Below are 19,356 nucleotides of genomic sequence, written 5' to 3' on the forward strand. Positions count from 1 at the left end.
GAATCATGGCCGACCATCCGGCTCGCGCGGCGGGACTGGCATCCCAGCACGCCGTCCGCACCAAGGACCGCACCACCTGGCTGAATCTGTTCGCCCCGGACGCGGTGGTGGAGGATCCGATCGGCCGATCGCCGTACGACCCCGCCGGGAACGGCCACCGCGGCCGCGACGCCATCGCCGCGTTCTGGGACACCGCCATCGCCGAGAGCGATATCGCGTTCCGGATGCGCGACTCCTACGCCTGCGGCGCCGAGGTCGCCTTCGTCGGCACCATCACCAGCGTCCGCCGGGAGCTCACCGTCGAGGTCGACGGGGTGTTCACCTACCGGGTGGACGCCGACGGCCGCATCGCCGCCCTGCGCGCGTATTGGGAAATCGACCGGGCGCGCCGCACCACGTCCGAGCCGGGTACGGCCGGCTGACCGGAATCCGGCCTACACTCCCAGCGCCGGGGCGAAGACCGACCACGAATCGTGCAGATCGTCCTGCCAGTACACCCACGCGTGAGTGCCGTTGCGGTGTACGACGGTCGCCGGAATGCCCAGGGCGGCAAGGCGACCGGTGAGCTGTCCGGTGCACGAGTCGACGACGCTCTCCATCACGCCGCCGACCGCGACCCGGTTGGCCAGCGCGCCCGCGTTGCCGCCGATCGAGGGATCGGCGAGGGTGTCGTGCACGCCGGGCACCCCGTTGCCCGAGGAGATGTAGAGGGCCGTTCCGCGCAACCGATCGGCGTTCACCACGGGATCGTGAGCGGCCCAGGCCGGATCACCCGGCACCCCCCACATATTCCCGGCATTCGCCCCGAAGACACCGAGCTGCGAATACACGTACGCCTGCGGAATCGGGCCGTTGGTCAGCGGGCAACCGCTGTAGGCGCCGACCGCCTGGTACAGGCCCGGCGCGCCGATCGCCAGATCGAGTGCGGAGGTCGCCGACATCGAGGTGCCCGCGACGGCATTGCGGCCCGTCATCTGGAACCGCGAGTTCAGCAGCGGCGGCAGCTCCTGGGTCAGGAACGTGGTCCACTCGTTGCGGCCCAGCACCGGATCGTCGGACTTCCAGTCGGTGTAGTAGCTGGCCCGTCCGCCCATCGGGACGATCACATTCACCGGTTTGTCGGCGAAGAATTGCGCGACGTCGGTGCGGTTGGTCCACGGCCCGCCGTCCTCACCGCCGTCGACGGCGTTGAGCAGATACAGCGCCGGCGCCGCGAAATCCGGATGCGACATCCACACAGTGATCTGCTTGTTCATCGCCGGGGAATAGACCACCACCGAATATTGGCGACCGCCCAGCGGATGGACGTCGACGATGGCGGGCCCGCCGGGATCTGCCGAGGCTACCGCGGGCACAATCGCGGCAATCGAGGCGAAGGCGGCGAACAGGACAGCAAAACAGCGCGGGAGCCGGTGCATACGCGGAGTATTCCACCCTGTCGCGATCCCCGCAGCACACTCGGCGGGTGTGTCCACCGGGAGACCGGGCCGTCCGCATCCTGCGGGCTATCCAACCGCGTGGCTGCCACGGCCCGGCCACTCCGACGTCACCACCGGGAAGGTCCGGTGGTGACGTCCGCGGAAGCGGCTCAGTGCGCGGCGACGGCGGCGCGGATCGCGGCGATATCGATCTTCGACATGGTCTGCAGCGCGGCGCCGGCCGCAGCCGCGTGCGCGCCGCCCATCAACGCCGGCAGTTCGGCCGGCACGACCTGCCAGGACAGGCCGTAGCGATCGGTCAGCCAGCCGCACGGCCCCGGCTTGCCGCCCGCGGTCAGCGCCGCCCACAGCCGATCCACCTCGTCCTGCCCGTCGACCACCAACTGAACGGAGGCGGCATCGGTGAAGGGATGGCCGGGTCCGCCGTTCATCAGCGTGAGCGCGTGTCCGTCCAGATCGACCTGTACGACGAAGGCCGAGCCGTCGGGGTTGCGGGTGATGCCGGTGATGCGGGCGCCGGGGATGTGCTCGGTGTAGAACCGGGCGGCTTCCTCGGCGGCACTGTCGAACCAGAGGAAGGTGCTGATGTCGGTCATGATCGCTCCTGGGGTGTGTTTCCGACTCGCTGTCACCCCTTGGTCGAGGCCGATCTCGCACATTCGACACAGTTCGCGAATTTTCTCGGGATTTTTTCGCCGGCCTATTCGGCGGCGAGACGATCCAGTGCCGCCCGGCTCGCTTCGTCGGCGGCGCGGTAGATGATCAGCCGCTGATCCGGGTCCTGCAGCGGCATCAGCGCTTCGTAGGCGACGGTGACCGCACCCACTCGCGGATGATGCATCGTCTTGCGCCCACGGCCCTGCACCCGCACATCTCTGCGCTCCCACAGTTCGGCGAATTCGGCACTGCACGTGCGGAATTCGTCGATCAGCTCGGCCAGGACGCGGTCGTCGGGATGGGCGGCCCAGGCGGCGCGCAGGCCGGCGATCCCCTCCCGCACGGTCCGCTCGCGATCGGCGTAGAAGTTGCCCATCCCCGGATAGAGCAGGCACAGCCACATGGAGTTGCGCTGCCGGGGCGGCAGCGTGTCGAAATCCAGTAGCAGTCGCGACATCTCGCGGTTCCAGGCCAGGATGTCGTAGCGGTGGTTGAGCACCATCGCCGGTATCGGCGCCAGATCCGCGACCAGCCGGACCAGCTCCGGTGAGGCCGTGGTCGCCGGTTTGCCGTCGTCCGGTGGCCGCTGCCGGGCCAGATCGAACAGGTAGATGCGTTCGTCCGGTGCCAGGCGCAGGGCCTGCGCGAGCGCGTCGAGAACTTCCGGTGAGGGCCGCAAACCACGCCCCTGCTCCAGCCGCACGATGTAGTCGGTGCTCACGCCGGCCAGCTCGGCGACCTCCTCGCGGCGCAGTCCCGGGGTGCGGCGGGAACGGCGGCGCAGCGGCAGGCCGAAATCGCCGGGATCCAGTCGTTCGCGCCGGGTGCGCAGAAAGGCCCCCAGTTCCTGTGTCACTTCCACCGTGCCGGTCATCGCTGTCGATCCTACGACGAGGCTGGTACCGGCGATCCCAGGAAAAACCTTCCCTTACCGCGTTCGTCCCGGCCGCGCAGACTTGCCGTCGAGATCGAATCCACACAGGAGGAAGATATGGCGCTCACTCTCGACACCTATCGGCTGCTCGGCCGGTCCGGGCTGCGGGTCTCCCCGCTGGCGCTGGGCACCATGACCTTCGGGGCCGACTGGGGCTGGGGCGCCGAGCGGGACGAGGCGCGCAAACTGTTCGACGACTACGTCTCGCGCGGCGGCAATTTCATCGATACCGCCAGCGTCTACACCAACGGCAGTTCCGAGCGCCTGCTCGGCGAATTCACGCGCGACGATCGCGAAAGCCTGGTTCTGGCAACGAAATACACCATGCTGCGGCGGCCCGGTGACCCGAACTCCGGTGGCAACAACCGCAAGTCGATGTTCGCCTCCGTGGAGGCCAGCCTGCGCAATCTGAACACCGACTACATCGACCTGCTGTACCTGCACGCCTGGGACTTCACCACGCCCGTCGAGGAGGTGCTGCGCGGGATGGACGACCTGGTCCGGCAGGGCAAGGTGCTCTACGTCGCCATCTCCGACACCCCGGCCTGGCAGGTCGCCCGCATGCAGACCATCGCCGACCTGCGCGGCTGGTCTCCGCTGGTGGCGCTGCAGGTGGAATACAGCCTGATCGAACGCACCGTGGAACACGACCTGTTCCCGATGGCGCGGGAACTCGGGCTCGGCGTGATTCCGTGGTCGCCGCTCGGCAGCGGCGTGCTGACCGGCAAATACACCACCGCCGATCTGGACGCCTCGGCGGCGGGATCGCCGGAGGGCAGTCGTAAGAACGTGGCGCTGGCCAACGGTTCGCTCACCGAGCGGGGCCTCGCGATCGCCGAGGTGGTGAAACAGGTCGCGGCGGAACTGGACCGGACACCGGCCCAGACGGCACTCGCGTGGACGCTGCGGAATCCGGCGGTGACCGCCCCCATCATCGGCGCCCGCACCCCCGCTCAGCTCGCCGACAATCTGGGGGCCCTGGATGTGGAATTCGATGCGGCGCAACTGGAACGGCTGGACGCGGCCAGTGCCGTCGAACCCGGATTCCCGCACAATATGCTCGCCCGCGAGATGACCAACACGGTGATCAACGGCGATCTGACGATCACCCCGCGCAGCTGAGCGAGACGCGCACCGGCCGGGTACCGCACCGATCTTTCACGGTGACGGTACGGACCCCGCCGGGAGCGTTCGAATCAGGCTGCGGCGGTGATGAATTCGGCCGCCGCAGTGCGGTATCGGTCGGCCAGCAGGCGCACCACCGCCGGATGCATGCCGAGCGGCTCGGCGACTCCGTCGGCACCCACCTCGCGCAGGCGCTGATGGAACAGTCCGTGCGCCAGCAGATACGAGGCGACGAACACCCGCTCGGCACCGGACTTCCGCAGGGCGGCAACGACATCCGGCACCCGCGGCTCGCCGGTCGCGATATAGGCCGTGCGAACCGCGACGTCCAGCTCCTGCGCCAGCATGGCCGTCGCCTGCCGCACATCGTGGCGCGCACGCGCGTCGGAGGATCCGGCCGCGGCGACGACCACCGCATCGCCGGGACGCATACCGGCCTCGTGCAAACGCATCCGCATCACCCGCGCCAGCATCGGGTCCGGGCCCATGGCCGGGGTCACCACCACATCCGGATGCCCGCTGTCCCGGACTTCGCGCGGGACATCCTGGTAGACGTGGTAACCGGAGGCGAGAAAGGCCGGAACCACCACGGCCGGAATGCCTTTCAGCTCGCGCAGCACCTCGGCGGGAGTCGGGCCGAGCACGTCGACGAAAGCGGTCCGTACCGGCACGTCGGCGCCGGTACCTCCCATTTCCGCACGCACCGCATCGGCCAGCGCGGCGATCATCCCCACCCCGGTGGCACTGCGGGTGCCGTGCGCCACCAGCACCAGCGCGGGGGCGGTCACCAGACCCCCGCCATGGGCGCGGGTCGCTGCGGACGCAGCGACGGGGCGTACCCGCCGGGCGGGCGGGCGTTGTTGTCCACGCATTCGGCGGGGTCGAGAGCGAGCCGATAGCCGCGCTTGACCACCGTCTGAATCGCCTTCGGTGTGCCGAGACCCGCACGCAGCCGGGCGATTCCGGTCTCCACGGCATGGGTGTCGTCCCCGCCGCCGGGCAGCGCCGCGAGCAGATCCTCCCGGGACACGACCCGGCCGGGCTGGCGGGCCAGCGCCCGCATCAACGCCATCGGCGCGGGAGCGAGCTGACGCACCGAACCGTCGACCACGACACAGCCGCCGCGCACGCTCAATTCGTGCCCGGCGGCGTGAATCCGGTTGGCGCGGCGAGGAAGTTCCTCGGCGACGTGGCGAGCCAGCGCACCGAGTCGCGCGCGGCCCGGCATGGACGTCGGCACCCCGAGTTCCTCCAGGGGTGCGGCGGTGATCGGGCCGACGCACGCCGGCAGTACCCGGGAACGCATCGCCTGCAGGACGCCCTCGAGCAGCCCGGTTTCCTTCGCCCGCATCAACATCGAGGCCACCGCGGGTGCGCTGGTGAACGTGACGCAGTCCAGCGCGGAGGTGACCACGCCCTCGATCAGGCGGTCCATCGGCACACGATCGTCCGGCGGCACCCAGCGGTACACCGGCACCGGCACGACGTCGGCGCCGGCGCAGCGCAACACCTCACAGAAGTCGGGTACCGGCTCCCATTCGGTGGTCGCACCGTGCAACTGCACCGCGATGCGCACACCCTCGACCCCTGCCGCCAGCAGGTGATCGAGCACCTCGGCGGACGATTCGGAGGCCGGCGACCATTCCTCGCGCAGTTCGGCGGCCCGGATGGCGCCCTTGGCCTTGGGGCCACGGGCCAGCATGCGCGTGGAAGCCAAAGTGTCCCGGAGGTTTTCGGCCAGGCCCCACCCCTCCGCCGCTTCCATCCAGCCGCGGAAGCCGATGCCGGTGGTGGCGACGGCGATCTGTGGCGGATCGGCGACCAACTGCCGGGTCACCCGCTCCAGTTCGGTGTCGTCGGACAGGGGGATGATGCGAATCGCCGGGGCGGAAACGATATTCGCGCCTCGGCGACTCAACAGCGTGGCCAGTTCGTCGGCCCGGCGGGCGGCTGTCACACCGATGGTGAAGCCGTCCAGGGGTTTCAATTCGGTGGGTCGCGCTTCGCTCACGGTGTACCGCCGTACTGGACCGGTTCGTTGGTCACCGCGACGACCCCGTCGACGACGCGCACGCCGTAGACGGGCAGTGCGACCGAGTCGTCATCCAGGCAGCGGCCGTCCAGCAGCGAGAACGACTGCTTCAGCAGCGGCGAGGCGACGACCGGCACACCGGCGCGGTCACCGACGATGCCGCGGGACATGACCGCCGCCCGCCCGAACGGATCGATATTGCCGACCGCGTAGAGCGTGCCGTCGGGCAGCAGGAAGAGCGCGGCCTGCCGTCCGCCCCTCAGCAGTACCGCCACCCCGCGGCCGGGAATCAGATAATCGAGCCGGCAGGCCGAGGTCCAGCCGGTGGTGGTTGCCGGTGCGAAGCCGGGTGTGTCGATAACGGTCATCGGTAATCTCCTCCGAACGCCTTACCTAATAGGTACCGGTGTCCTGTTTCCGCACGATTACGTGGCTATTTCCCGGGCGTGGCAGTTGCGGCCGGCATGGCCGGAAGTTCGGGCATACCGAGCAGAACCGGCGTCTTGCGTTCCCCGCTCTCGTCGAAGGCGATCGTGGGATCGGCCTCCTCCGGCGCGTTCACGAAGGTGACGAAGCGCGAGAGCTTCGCGGGATCCTCCAGCACAGCGGCCCATTCGTCCTTGTAACCGGCGACGTGGCGGGCCATGCTCTCCTCCAGATCGGCGGCGATGCCGAGGGAGTCCTCGCAGACGACCTGCTTCAGGTGTTCGATACCACCCTCGAGTGCTTCCTGCCACGGCGCGGTGCGCTGCAGCCGGTCCGCGGTGCGGATGTAGAACATCAGATAGCGGTCGATGTAGCGGATCAACATCTCGTCGTCGAGGTCACCGGCCAGCAGCACCGCGTGCTTCGGAGTCAGGCCGCCGTTGCCACCGACGTAGAGGTTCCAGCCGTTCTCGGTGGCGATGACGCCGACGTCCTTACCGCGCGCTTCGGCGCATTCGCGGGCACAGCCCGAGACCGCCAGCTTCAGCTTGTGCGGCGAGCGAAGTCCCCGGTAGCGCTTCTCCAGCAGCACCGCCATGCCGACCGAATCCTGCTGGCCGTAGCGGCACCAGGTCGAGCCCACGCAGCTCTTCACGGTGCGCAGCGATTTGCCGTAGGCGTGGCCGGATTCCATCCCCTTGTCGACCAGTCGCTGCCAGATCTGCGGCAACTGCTCGACCCGCGCACCGAAGAGGTCGATGCGCTGACCGCCGGTGACCTTGACGTAGAGGCCGAAATCCTTGGCGATCTGGCCGATTTCGATCAGCTGCTCGGGCGTCACCTCACCGCCGGGCATCCGCGGCACCACCGAATAGGTGCCGTTCTTCTGCAGGTTGGCCAGGAAGTGGTCGTTGGTGTCCTGCAGTGCGGACTGCTCACCGTCGAGGATGTGGTCGCTCGAGGTCGAGGCCAGGATGGAGGCAACGGTCGGCTTGCAGATATCGCAGCCGATTCCGGTGCCGTGCTTGGCGATCAGTTCCGAGAAGGTGCGGATGCCGGTCACCCGCACGATCTCGAACAGTTCGGACCGCGACTGGGTGAAGTGCTCGCACAGCGCCTTCGACATCTCCACGCCGGACTGCTCGAGCAGCTTCTTGATCATCGGAACGCAACCGCCGCAGGAGGTTCCGGCGGAGGTGCAGCTCTTGACGCCGGCGATATCGCAGGCGCCTTCGTGAACAGCTCCGACGATGGCCCCTTTGGACACGTTGTTGCAGGAGCAGATCTGCGCCTCGTCGGGCAGGGCGTCCGCGCCCAGTTCGGCGCCCGCGGGCGAGATCAGCGCGGCCGGTTCGGCGGGCAGTTCGCTGCCGACCAGCGGGCGCAGCGCCGCGTACTGCGAGGCGTCGCCGACCAGGATGCCGCCCAGCAGCGTCTTCGCGTCGTCGGAGATCACCAGTTTGGCGTAGGTGCCCTTGGCGGCGTCGTGCAGCACCACCGACAGCGCGCCCTCGGTGGTGGCGTGTGCGTCCCCGAAACTGGCCACGTCCACACCGAGCAGCTTCAGCTTGGTCGACAGGTCGGCGCCCGGGAATTCGCCGGCTCCGCCGACCAGCCGGTCCGCGACGATCTCGGCGGTGGTGTAGCCGGGGGCGACCAGGCCGTAGCAGGTGCCCTCCACGGACGCCACCTCGCCGACGGCGTAGATGTGCGGATCGGAGGTGACCATGCCGAGGTCGGTGAGCGCACCACCGCGCGGCCCGATCTCCAGTCCGGCGTCGCGGGCGATCTGATCGCGCGGGCGCACGCCGGCGGAGAAGACCACCAGCGAGGCGTCGATCACCGACTCGTCGGACAGCGAAACCCGCAGGCCCGCACCGTCTTCGGCGGGTTCGATGGCCGAGGTGCCGACACCGGTGTGCACGTGCAGGCCCAGATCGGTGACCAGCTTCTCCAGGATCGCGCCGCCACCCTCGTCGACCTGCACCGGCATCAGCCGCGGCGCGAACTCGACGACGTGCGGCGTCATTCCCATGAGCCGCAGGGCATTCGCCGCCTCCAGGCCGAGGAGTCCGCCGCCGACGACGACACCGACCGCACCGGGGCCCGCGTTCTGCGCGGCGGCCCGGATGCCGTCGAGGTCCTCGAGGGTGCGGTAGACGAAACATTCGGGACGGTCGTGTCCCGGCACCGGCGGCACGAAGGCATACGACCCGGTCGCGAGAACCAGTGCGTCGTAACCGATCACGTCGCCGGAGGAGGTGGTCACCTTGCGGGCGGCCCGGTCGATCTCGTCGGCGCGCACGCCGAGGCGCAGATCCACCAGCGCGTCGCCGGCGTACTCGTTACCGGGCAGGGCGAGCGCGCTCTTGTCCCAGGCGCCGACGTAGGACGACAGGCCGACGCGGTCGTAGGCGGCCTGGTCCTCTTCGCTCAGCACAACGACCTGCCATTGCCCGGCCTCGTCGCGGGAGCGCAGCGCCTCCACGAACCGGTGCCCGACCATGCCGTGGCCGACGACCACCACGGTCTTGCGCTGCGTGGGTTCGACTGTCGTGTTCATGACTGTCCTCCGATGCTTTCCGATGGTCAGGCGCGAGCCGAGGTGGTGGACTGGGTGGAATCGGATTCGGGCGACCGTTCGGCCTCGAGCACCAAGGCTTCCGCCTGGGCGACGACACCGGATTCGATACGCGCCGAACGCATTCCGGGCCGCCGCAGGAAGATCGACCAGACGACGATCGCGCAGACGACGTAGAAGCCCAGGAACACCCAGAAAGCAGTGGTCGCGGAGTTGGTGGAGGCGTAGGAGGAGCGCAGCACCAGGTTGATGGCCACACCACCCAGGGCGCCGATCGCGCCGACGAAACCGATCAGCGCGCCCGAGGTGTTGCGCGACCAGGCGGCCTGCTCCCCGGCGCTCACCGGCAGGCTCTTGGACTTCGCGTCGAACACCGACGGGATGATCTTGGTGACCGACCCGTTGCCGATTCCCGAGAGCACGAACAGGGCGATGAATCCGCAGACCAGGGCGACCATGGTCGCCCCCGAGGCCACGCCGCCGTTGTGGTCGGCGGCCACACTCGACACCGCGACCACGACCGCCGCGACCATCATTCCGGCGAACCCGGCCAGCGTGACGCGGCTGCCGCCGAAGCGGTCGGCCATCTTGCCGCCGTAGGGGCGGGCCAGCGAACCCAACAGCGGGCCGATGAAGGCGATCTGCGCGGCGTGCAGACTCGCCTGAGCGGCCGAATCACCGCCGGCCTTGAAGCCGATCTGCAGAATCTGGCCGAAGGCGAAGCTGAAGCCGATGAACGAGCCGAACGTGCCGATGTAGAGGAAGGCGATCGCCCAGGACTGCGGGACCTTCAGCGACTCCAGCATGTAGGACAGATCGGCCTTCTGGTTGCGCAGATTGTCCATGTAGAGCGCGGCGCCGAGACCGGCGACCGCGATGAACGCCAGGTAGACCAGGCAGACCACCGATGCGTAGGAGTTGCCGAGCGTGGCGATCACCAGCAGGCCGATCAGCTGGATCACCGGGACGCCGATATTGCCGCCGCCGGCGTTCATACCCAGCGCCCAGCCCTTGAGCCGCTGCGGGTAGAAGGCGTTGATATTGGTCATCGAGGAGGCGAAGTTGCCGCCGCCCAGGCCGGCGAACGCCGCCACCACCATGAACGTGGTGTAGGAGGTGCCCGGCTGGTTGATGAAATACAGCGTCAGCAGCGTCGGGATCAACAGCATCAGGGCGCTGAAGATCGTCCAGTTGCGGCCGCCGAAGCGTGCGGTGGCGACGGTGTAGGGAATGCGCAGGATGCCGCCGACCAGGGTCGGCATGGCGACCAGGAAGAACTTTCCGGCGGCGTCGATGCCGAACTTGTCCGTCGGCATGAACAGCACCATCACCGACCAGATCGACCACACCGAGAATCCGACATGTTCGGCGACGACCGACCAGATCAGATTGCGACGGGCGATCTTCTTGCCGCCGGCCTCCCAGGCCGCGACATCCTCGGCATCCCATTGCTCGATGTCGTGGTTACGCGTCAGCGTGCTCAACAGGGCCTCCTGAAATCCGGTTGGCCCCAAGGTAGAAAACGGGTATTGCCGCGATGCTGCGCCACATGACGCAGAAATCAACGGTTGCTCACGTATTCGGCGACTTCCCGGTGAGAACCGGGACTTTGTTTCGCCCATATGACACAACGGTTTCCGTGCGTCACAAAGTGCCGACGCTCACGCGATGAGTCGGTGAGATCGCTGGCAGCGAGTGGGCCGGGCCACATTACGCGCCCGTCGGCTCACATCATGGCCACAAGCTCACCGCGGCGCAACCCGAGCGGTGAAATAGCCGAGAGGTCGCGCCGCGGACAGCGATCAGTGCCAGGTGTCCTCGAGCATGCGCGGCTTGCACGCCTGCCAGGCGCCGGCCACCAGCACCAGTACGGCAACCGCCAGCAGGGCGAAGGGCGCGCCCCAGCCGCCGACCGCACTGTGCAACACACCGAACAGCAGCGGACCGACGCAGGCGACGGTGTAGCCGACGCCCTGCGTGAAGCCCGACAGCGCCGCTGAACCGGCTTGGGTGCGGGTGCGCAGATTGATCAGCGTGAGCGCCATCGGGAAGGTGCTCGGCCCCAGCCCCAGCAGCAGCACCCACAGCCACGGTGCGCTCATCGGGGCGATCAGCAGACCGGCGAAGGCCGCGAAAAACGCTATCGCGCAGCCGATCACGACGGGGAACGGATTGCCGATGCGGGCGGTGAACGACGGTGCGGTCAACGCGGCCGCCAAGCCCATGAAGGAGAAGAAGGCGACCATCGTGCCGCCGAAGCTCGCGTCGGCGCCCGCGTCGGCGAAGAGTTTGGGCAGCCAGGTGAACATCGAGTAGGTGACCAGCGAGGTCATGCCGAACATCGCGGCCATCCCCCACGCCAGCGGCGACCGCCGGATATTGCCCGCGCGCGCGGGCTGTTCGCCCGGCACCTCGGCCACCGCGGTGGTGTCCGCGCGATCGTGACCACGCCGCCCCCGCAGCACACCCAGCCACGGCACCGCCGCAGCGAACCCGAGCAGCGCCCACAGCCCGAGCGAGACCCGCCAGCCGGCCGCATCGGCCACCGGGACCGCGATCAGCGCCGGCACCACGGTGCCGATCTGCACCATCGTGATGTACACCGAACTCAGCACCGCCAGGCGATCGGCGAAATATCGCTTGACCAGGGGCGGAATCACGACATTGCCGATTCCCATACCGGCCAGCGCCAGCGCGGACAGGCTCAGCAGCTCCCAGGTGTCGGGCACCAGCGCCCGGGTGAGCTGCCCGGCCCCGGCCATGCACATGGCGACCAGTGCGGTGCGTTCCAGGCCCAGCCGGCGCACGAAGATCGGGGTGATCAACCCGGCCAGCGCGAACATGGCGGTCGGGATCATGCCGAAGACACCGACGATGGCGGTGGAATAGCCGATATCGGCGCCGATCCGCTCGGCGAGCGGGGTGAAGGCGGTGACCGCCACGCGCAGCGTGAGCGCCGATACGACGATGGCGACGAGGACGAGGATCCGGCCCTCGGCCAGACCGCGGCGCCGGATGTCGGTGGTCGACTGCAGATTGGTAACCGTCACCGCGAAATCATAGGATGATTGGATGAAAGCGGGCAACAAATGTGAGGAGGGGTACTCTATTGGCCGTGCAACCAGTCCGGCGCACCAGCCTCATCGCTCAGGTCACCGAACAGCTGCGCGCTGAAATCCGTTCGGGGCGTTGGCCGATCGGCTCGCGCATACCGACCGAACCGGAACTCACCGAATTGACCGGCACCGGCCGCAACACCGTGCGCGAAGCGGTGCAGGCGCTCGTGCACGCCGGCATGCTCGAACGCCGGCAGGGTTCGGGCACCTACGTCATCGCCGCCTCCGATCTCGGCGGCACCCTCACCAAATACTTCGCCGACGCCGTCGAACGCGATGTGCTCGAACTGCGCCAGGCCCTCGACGTGCAGGCCGCCCGGCTGGCCGCGCTGCGCCGCGACGACAACGACGTGCAGACCCTGCTGCGCCTGCTCGACCGGCGCAGCCAGGCCTGGGATACCGACAGCACCGCGGCGATCGACGCGGACGTGGCGCTGCACCGCGCCATCGTCGCCGCCAGCCACAACACCGTCTACCTCGAGTTCTACGATTCGCTGCTGCCCGTGATCGAGGACGTGATTCGTTCTCGCACAACAAAATACGGCAACCAGTATCACGACGAACACGCCGAGCTGGTGCATGCCGTGATCGACGGCGACGCCGACCGGGCCGCGCGCGCCGCCAACTGCTTCCTCGGCTCGCTCATCGCCGAATACCCCGAACGGTGACCGTCTCCGCCGGCAGGTAAACGATTCGTCACCGTCGTGCCGGAAGCGGGGTGAGCGAGTGTTGCTGCGAACGTCACGGAGCGTGAATCGGACGTAATTTCGCGTTCCTACCGTGGATACGACCGCCGGACCCCGACCTCCGGGTCCCCGAGATGAGGGCGGTCGCAATCCCTTCGAGAGGAACGCGCCGATGACTACCACCGACGCCGCGATATCGGCCACCGCCGCTCCCGACTTCCACCATCAGGCCCGCGGCCGCTGGCTCGAGCACTGGGAGCCGGACAACGAAACCTTCTGGGAGAACGGCGGAAAGCGCACCGCCCGTAAGAATCTCGCCTTCTCGGTCTTCTCCGAGAACCTGGGATTCAGTATCTGGGTGCTGTGGGCCAGCGTGGTCACCGCCATGGGTTCGGCGGGCTTTCATTATCTGAGCGGACCGGACGCCGTGGCCAATTCGCTGCTGCTCACCTCCACACCCACCCTCGTCGGCGCCGCGCTGCGCGTGCCCTACACCTTCGCCATTCCGAAATTCGGCGGTCGCGCGTTCACCGTGTTCAGCGCGGGCATGTTGCTGCTGCCGACGCTGGGACTCGCCTATTTCGTCAATCAGCCCGGCACGCCGTTCTGGGTGTTCATGCTGCTGGCCGCGCTCGCCGGCGTGGGTGGCGGCAATTTCTCCTCGTCGATGGCGAATATCAATTTCTTCTTTCCCGAAGGGAAGAAGGGCGCCGCGCTGGGAATCAACGCCGCGGGCGGCAATATGGGTGTCGCGCAGACTCAGCTGCTGGTGCCGCTGATCATCACCCTGGGCACCCATCTCATGGCGAAGGATCCGGCCGGTTACCGGTTCGGCATCACCCTCGCGGTGCTGGTGTGGATCCCGTTCATCCTGATCGCCATGTTCGGCGCGCTGCGGTACATGGATTCGATCACCGGCGCGAAATCCGACGGCAGTTCCTATCGGCTGGCACTGACCAACCGGCACACCTGGATCATGGCGGTGCTCTACATCGGCACCTTCGGATCGTTCATCGGCTTCTCGTTCGCCTTCCCCACCCTGCTCAAATCCACGTTCCCGGAGCTGGCGAAGATCGGCTGGATGTCCACGATCGGCAACCTCGCCTTCCTCGGCGCCTTCGTCGGATCGCTGAGCCGGCCCTTCGGCGGGTGGATCGCGGACCGATTCACCGGCGCGCGGATCACGGTCTACGTCTTCACCGGCATGGCCGGCGCCACCGCGTTGATCGTGGCCGCGCTCTCGGTGAAGAACTTTCCGCTGTACCTGATCTCGTTCCTGCTGCTGTTCGTGCTGTCGGGCATCGGCAACGGTTCCACCTACCGGATGATCCCCTCGATCTTCGGGGCCGAGGCCAAGCGCCGCGCCGCCGAATACGGCCAGGACCCGGCGACCGCGCTGGCCGCGGCCAAACGGCAGGCGGGTGCGGCGATCGGCGTCGTCGGCGCGGTCGGCGCGGCCGGCGGGTGGGTGCTGCAGCAGGCGCTGCGGGAATCCAATATCCACTTCGGCGGGATGGCACCGGCCTTCTGGGCCTACGCCGTCGCCTTCCTGGTGATGGGCGGACTCACCTGGTGGTTCTATCTGCGCTCGTCGTTCGCCGTCGAGCGGGTGCCGTCCCTGGCCCACGCGGGCGTCTAGAGCCGCGGACTCGGGAACTGCGGGCTCGCCGGTCGCATTCGATCGGCGAGCCTGCTACAGCATCAAGCGGATCATGTCGGCGGTGTGCGCCAGACCGGGAAACGCCTCCGCCGTCGAACGCGGATGCAGCGCGTGCACCGCGAGCCGGAACATGACCGCGCGCAACAACATCTGCGGCCATTCCGGCAGATCCGACCACCGCTCGAGCAGACCCGGATCCGCACCGCCCCAGGACAGCGCGTCGACCACGATCACCCCGGCCGCCCAGGACGCGGGCCGCCAGTACGGGGTGATGTCGGTAAGTCCCGGAGCCTGACCGCTGGTGAACAGCACCGTGCCGAACAGATCACCGTGCACGAGCTGCGACGGTATCCGCACCGGTTTCCGCAGCGTCGCGAGTTGCGCCAGCATATCGATGCTGTGGCGGCCGTCCGGCGTGGTCACCGGCAGCATGCCGCCGGCTTTCAGGCTGCGCAGCGGAACCGTCTCCCAGGCGGCCCGGTCGGCCGCGACGAAGACATCGACGTCGACCCACGGCGCGATCGGCTGCTGGGCCAGGAAACGCGGCCGCTCCAGCCGCGCCGTGGCGTAGTGCAGGCGCAACGACACCGACACCACCTCGTCGTGGCGCGGTTCCGGGGTGCCGTCCATATAGGTATCGGCACGCCAGCCGGACACCACGTAGCGACCGTCGGTGGCGCGCACCGGTCGCGCCAGCCGCACCCCGTCCACCTGCAGCGTTTCCCGCACCTTCGCCGACCACGCCGCCCGGGCGTGATCGGCCACCGGGCTGAGCACCACCTCTCCGCACCGCCACCCACCGTCCCAGTCGCCCAACGCGACCGGGGACACTTCGCGCAGCCCGAAAGTGGCCCGCACATGCTCCGGAGGTTCGACAGATGTCACGGCCGTACCGTAACCCCGGGAACTTGTCCACTCGAGACAACGCGCTGAGCCGCCTCCCCGGAAACTTCTGCGTACCAGTGAGTGCCGCGTCAGTCTCTGCCCGGTCCTGCGCTGGGAGCGCGGACAGTGCTGGGCGTACCCGGCGAGTTACCCATGTTCTCGCGAAATCGGTGGGCTCTGTCCCGTAGCGGAGCTACGGGACAGCATCGACGGAGTTTTGTGTCAGTAGACAGGCAGGCTCGGGTCTACCTGGTTGGCCCAGGCGACGATTCCGCCCTGGAGGTGGGTGGCGTCGGAGAATCCGGCGCGCTTGAGGGCCGCCAGTGCCTCCGCGGAGCGGATGCCGGTCTTGCAGTGCAGGACGATCGGGGTGTTCTGCGGGAGTTCGGCGAGAGCCTCGCCGGACAGGATGCGGTCCTTGGGGATCAGGGTCGCGCCGTCGATGCGGACGATGTCCCATTCCACCGGTTCGCGGACGTCGATGATGGCGACGTCCTTGCCCGCGTCGAGCATGTCCTTGAGTTCGCGGGCGGTCACCGTGGAGCCGACCGCGGCGGCCTGGCCCTCCTCGGAGACCACGCCGCAGAACGCCTCGTAGTCGATGAGCTCGGTGATGGGCTGACGCTCCGGATCGCGGCGCAGCTTGATGGTGCGGTAGTTCATGTCCAGTGCGTCGTAGACCATCAGCCGGCCGAGCAGGGTCTCCCCGATGCCGGTGATCAGCTTGATCGCCTCGGTGACCATGATCGAACCGATCGACGCGCACAGCACACCCAGCACACCACCCTCGGCGCAGGACGGGACCATGCCCGGCGGCGGCGCCTCGGGGTACAGGTCGCGGTAGTTGATGCCGCGCTTCTCACCGTTCGGACCGTCGGGGGCGTTCTCCCAGAACACCGAGACCTGGCCCTCGAACCGGTAGATCGACCCCCACACATAGGGCTTGCCGGCCAGCACGGCGGCGTCGTTGACCAGGTAGCGGGTGGCGAAGTTGTCGGTGCCGTCGACGATCAGGTCGTACTGCGCGAACAGATCGACCGCGTTCTCCGGCTCCAGGCGGAGCTTGTGCAGCACCACCTCGACGCCGGAATTGATCTCCAGAATCGAATCGCGCGCACTGTCGGCCTTGCTGCGGCCGATATCGGACTCGCCGTGAATGATCTGCCGTTGCAGATTCGAGGCGTCCACCTCGTCGAACTCCACGATGCCGAGCGTGCCGACACCGGCGGCGGCCAGATACAGCAGCGCCGGCGAGCCGAGACCACCGGCGCCGATCACCAGCACCTTGGCATTCTTCAGACGTTTCTGCCCGTCCATCCCGACGTCGGGAATGATCAGATGCCGGCTGTAGCGGGCGACCTCATCCCTGGTCAGCTCCGCGGCCGGTTCGACCAGTGGCGGCAGGGACTGTGGTGATGACACGTCGCAGACTCCTCGAATCGAATTCGCCGATAGGGCTGATGTGTGCAACGCGGCGAATCAGGCCGTTCTTCCCCACCATCGTGCCGCATCCGTCACCGTCGGGCGCGGGTGGGTGAGCGGTACCGGCCGAAATCAGCCCCGCGGATACGGCCAGGGGTTGAAACGGCATTTCTTCCCGTCCATCGGCACCACGCCCTGCGGGTCCAGGGTCGCGATGTCGTTGTTACGGGTGCCGAAGGTCTGCTGCATCATCACCGGCGCCAAACCGCCGTCGATCTCGCACGGCTGGTGTTCGTGGTAGCCGATGGCGTGGCCGACCTCGTGATTGATCTGGTACTGGCGATAGGAGCCGATATCGCCCTCGAAGGCGGTGGCGCCGCGCACCCAGCGCACCTCCGAGAGCACCACGCGGCCGAGATCGGAGTTGTAGCAGGAGGAATCGATCGGAATCTCGAAACCGCAGGCCGATTTGGTGGTCTGCCGGGAGGTCAGCGAGACCCGGAAATCCGGTTCGCCGGTGTCGATGCGGCGGAATCCGAAGCGCGGGTCGTGGGTCCAGCTCTTGGGATTGGCCAGGGTCGCCTCCACCATCTTGGCGACCGAATCGTCCCCACCGAGCGAGGTGGTGTCGACACCGTTCTCGACCTCGACGGTGTAGGTGAACTGATGCTCCTGACCGGCCCCGGCCTGCGCCGACGTCCCGGGAACGATATGCCAGGTGCCCGCAGCGGTCTCCGTGAACGCCCCGCCCGCGGGGAGTGCGCCGGACGGCGGATCACCGGCGAACTTACCGTCGCCCTTGGGCGGTGCGCCGATGATGCCGGCCTTGCTGGTGTGCTGGCTGAGCCGGCCCAGCGCGGGAGTGGAACCGCCGGAGCTGTCGGTACCCCCCTTGACGGCGTCCACGACGACCAGCACGGTGATGATCACCAGCACCGGCAGTGCGTAGGCGCGCCAGCCGTAGGTGGAGACGAACCGGCCCAGCGCGCTCTGCTTCTTCGTATCCCGTTCCGGCCGTGGTCTATTCGCCGCATCGTGGGCACCGGTCGGATCCCATTTCGCGCGCAGCGGCTGATGGGAACGATCGCCGTGGCCGTTGCCGGAATACAGGCCGAGCGGATCATAGAATTCGGGGATTTCCGTAGGTTGCTGCCGGTCACGCCGGCCGGCGCCGACCGATTCCGCGCGCGCGGCCAGCACGCCTGCGGGGCGAGGCGAATCGGGCCCGCCGGTCGGTCTGCCCCGTTGATCGCTCACCCCAACAGATTCTCACAGGCCGTTCTGTGGCACCTACATACCTGCCGTTGACCGGCCGGGGTTGCGAGAAATCTCACGACTGTGCGAGATTTCTCACGGCACCCAGTTACTGACAGGTTGCCAATAGGTGTGGAAGGTTATTCGAATACCACAACGGCAGGAACGGGATCGGCTTCCCAGCCAGTGCACCCGACCCGCAGCGGGCTGCATCACGAACGAGTATCGTTCGTTGAATACCGTGCACATCCACGTTCCCGCCGGGAATCGACTGGGAGAACCGAAATGACTGACCTCGTGGACCGGATGACGTCCTCGCGACTGTCGTCCGAGGCCATGGCACCGAGCAAGCGCGGAACCCGCCTACCCCGGGAGGCGCGCCGTGCCCAGTTGCTCGCCGCGGCCAGCGAGGTTTTCGTGCTCCGCGGCTACCACGCCGCCGGCATGGACGAGATCTCGCAATGCGCCGGCGTCTCCAAACCCGTTCTGTACCAGCACTTTTCGAGCAAGCTCGAACTGTATCTGGCGGTCCTGCAGAACTATATCGACGCCCTGGTGTCGAGCGTGCGCCAGGCGCTGCGGTCGACCACCGACAACCGGCAGCGCGTCCGTGCCGCCGTCGCGGCGTACTTCGACTTCGTCGACCACGAAACCCAGGGTTTCCGACTGGTTTTCGAATCCGACCTGACCAGCGAGCCGCAGGTGCAGCGGCGCGTCGAACAGGCCACCGAAGCCTGTGTGGACGCCGTCTTCGACCTCGTCGCCCACGATTCCGGACTGGACCCCTACCGCGCCCGCATCCTGGCCGTGGGACTCGTGGGCGCCAGCCAGATCACCGCGCGCTACTGGCTCGAGGCGGACCGGCCGATCCCGAAGGAAGAGGCCGTCGACACCACCGTCCAGCTCTGCTGGGGTGGCCTGTCCCGCGTGCCGCTCTCCCAGCGCTGAGCGCTCCCCCGCCTCTCCGCGTACCTTGCGTACAAGTGAGGGCCGCATAGGTTTCTGCCCGGTCCTGCGTTGAGAGCGCATGCGCCTTCTGGGCGTGCCCGGCGAGTTACCCATTGTTCTCCGGAGATCAGGCAGACGTTTCGGCCCCGGCTTGCTTCGACAGCAGGCCGGGGCCTTTCGTTCATCATGCC

At 67.9% G+C, this 19,356-nt stretch carries 17 protein-coding genes; 5 read left to right on the forward strand and 12 right to left on the reverse strand.

Going from position 1 to position 19,356, the window contains the following annotated elements; translation table 11 throughout:
- Nucleotides 1-5: 5 nt before the first annotated feature.
- Entirely contained in the window at nucleotides 6-422 is a 417-nt protein-coding gene (locus AC5592_RS17755) for a nuclear transport factor 2 family protein (RefSeq protein WP_036504432.1), read from the forward strand.
- 12 nt (nucleotides 423-434) lie between these two features.
- Here the strand turns inward: AC5592_RS17755 and AC5592_RS17760 are convergent, their stop codons facing one another.
- The 3 genes from AC5592_RS17760 to AC5592_RS17770 all read right to left on the reverse strand — a co-directional run bounded on the left by AC5592_RS17760 (nucleotide 435) and on the right by AC5592_RS17770 (nucleotide 2,970).
- Nucleotides 435-1,418, reverse strand: coding sequence for an alpha/beta hydrolase (locus tag AC5592_RS17760; protein WP_036504434.1), 984 nt, complete (start codon nucleotides 1,416-1,418; stop codon nucleotides 435-437).
- Nucleotides 1,419-1,588: 170 nt separating this feature from the next.
- Nucleotides 1,589-2,035 (reverse strand): VOC family protein, encoded by a 447-nt coding sequence (locus tag AC5592_RS17765; protein WP_063064881.1) that lies wholly within the window; start codon nucleotides 2,033-2,035, stop codon nucleotides 1,589-1,591.
- Nucleotides 2,036-2,139: 104 nt separating this feature from the next.
- The gene (locus tag AC5592_RS17770) at nucleotides 2,140-2,970 is read right to left on the reverse strand and encodes a helix-turn-helix domain-containing protein (RefSeq protein WP_036504437.1); all 831 of its coding nucleotides are present in this window, start codon (nucleotides 2,968-2,970) and stop codon (nucleotides 2,140-2,142) included.
- A 117-nt stretch (nucleotides 2,971-3,087) separates the two neighbouring features.
- Between AC5592_RS17770 and AC5592_RS17775 the strand changes: the two genes are divergently transcribed.
- A complete protein-coding gene (locus tag AC5592_RS17775) occupies nucleotides 3,088-4,152 on the forward strand; it encodes an aldo/keto reductase (RefSeq protein ID WP_063064882.1) in 1,065 nt (354 codons plus the stop codon).
- 74 nt (nucleotides 4,153-4,226) lie between these two features.
- Here AC5592_RS17775 and AC5592_RS17780 read toward each other — a convergent pair whose 3' ends face one another.
- The 6 genes from AC5592_RS17780 to AC5592_RS17805 form a co-directional block, all read right to left on the reverse strand.
- Entirely contained in the window at nucleotides 4,227-4,943 is a 717-nt protein-coding gene (locus tag AC5592_RS17780) for a sirohydrochlorin chelatase (RefSeq protein WP_036504440.1), read from the reverse strand.
- Entirely contained in the window at nucleotides 4,940-6,166 is a 1,227-nt protein-coding gene (locus AC5592_RS17785; protein ID WP_232329407.1) for a uroporphyrinogen-III synthase, read from the reverse strand. Before AC5592_RS17785 ends, AC5592_RS17780 begins: the two co-directional genes overlap by 4 nt.
- Nucleotides 6,163-6,555 (reverse strand): nitrite reductase small subunit NirD, encoded by a 393-nt coding sequence (gene nirD / locus AC5592_RS17790; protein ID WP_036504441.1) that lies wholly within the window; start codon nucleotides 6,553-6,555, stop codon nucleotides 6,163-6,165. Before nirD ends, AC5592_RS17785 begins: the two co-directional genes overlap by 4 nt.
- 65 nt (nucleotides 6,556-6,620) lie before the next feature.
- Nucleotides 6,621-9,176, reverse strand: coding sequence for a nitrite reductase large subunit NirB (nirB, locus tag AC5592_RS17795; RefSeq protein WP_063064883.1), 2,556 nt, complete (start codon nucleotides 9,174-9,176; stop codon nucleotides 6,621-6,623).
- Between the two features lie 26 nt (nucleotides 9,177-9,202).
- Nucleotides 9,203-10,681 carry a nitrate/nitrite transporter gene (locus AC5592_RS17800; protein WP_036504478.1) on the reverse strand — a complete coding sequence of 493 codons (1,479 nt, stop codon included), beginning with the start codon at nucleotides 10,679-10,681 and terminating at the stop codon, nucleotides 9,203-9,205.
- Nucleotides 10,682-10,996: 315 nt separating this feature from the next.
- A complete protein-coding gene (locus AC5592_RS17805) occupies nucleotides 10,997-12,244 on the reverse strand; it encodes an MFS transporter (protein ID WP_232329408.1) in 1,248 nt (415 codons plus the stop codon).
- 65 nt (nucleotides 12,245-12,309) lie between these two features.
- Between AC5592_RS17805 and AC5592_RS17810 the strand changes: the two genes are divergently transcribed.
- Nucleotides 12,310-12,978 carry a FadR/GntR family transcriptional regulator gene (locus AC5592_RS17810; protein ID WP_036504444.1) on the forward strand — a complete coding sequence of 223 codons (669 nt, stop codon included), beginning with the start codon at nucleotides 12,310-12,312 and terminating at the stop codon, nucleotides 12,976-12,978.
- Nucleotides 12,979-13,168: 190 nt separating this feature from the next.
- Entirely contained in the window at nucleotides 13,169-14,635 is a 1,467-nt protein-coding gene (locus AC5592_RS17815; protein ID WP_036504445.1) for an MFS transporter, read from the forward strand.
- Nucleotides 14,636-14,689: 54 nt separating this feature from the next.
- Here the strand turns inward: AC5592_RS17815 and AC5592_RS17820 are convergent, their stop codons facing one another.
- From AC5592_RS17820 to AC5592_RS17830, 3 genes are all read right to left on the reverse strand, one after another.
- Nucleotides 14,690-15,541, reverse strand: coding sequence for a TIGR02569 family protein (locus tag AC5592_RS17820; RefSeq protein ID WP_063064884.1), 852 nt, complete (start codon nucleotides 15,539-15,541; stop codon nucleotides 14,690-14,692).
- A 222-nt stretch (nucleotides 15,542-15,763) separates the two neighbouring features.
- Entirely contained in the window at nucleotides 15,764-16,963 is a 1,200-nt protein-coding gene (gene moeZ / locus AC5592_RS17825) for an adenylyltransferase/sulfurtransferase MoeZ (protein WP_063064885.1), read from the reverse strand.
- A 132-nt stretch (nucleotides 16,964-17,095) separates the two neighbouring features.
- Nucleotides 17,096-18,100: a DUF3152 domain-containing protein gene (locus tag AC5592_RS17830; RefSeq protein ID WP_232329420.1), complete on the reverse strand. Its 1,005-nt coding sequence runs from the start codon at nucleotides 18,098-18,100 to the stop codon at nucleotides 17,096-17,098.
- Nucleotides 18,101-18,502: 402 nt separating this feature from the next.
- Here AC5592_RS17830 and fasR point away from each other — a divergent pair, with 402 nt between their 5' ends.
- Nucleotides 18,503-19,165, forward strand: a complete 663-nt coding sequence (fasR, locus tag AC5592_RS17835) for an HTH-type transcriptional activator FasR (RefSeq protein ID WP_030515992.1) — start codon at nucleotides 18,503-18,505, stop codon at nucleotides 19,163-19,165.
- Nucleotides 19,166-19,356 lie beyond the last annotated feature (191 nt).

Origin of the sequence: Nocardia violaceofusca NBRC 14427, assembly GCF_963869435.1 — a bacterium.
Taxonomy (GTDB): domain Bacteria; phylum Actinomycetota; class Actinomycetes; order Mycobacteriales; family Mycobacteriaceae; genus Nocardia; species Nocardia aobensis.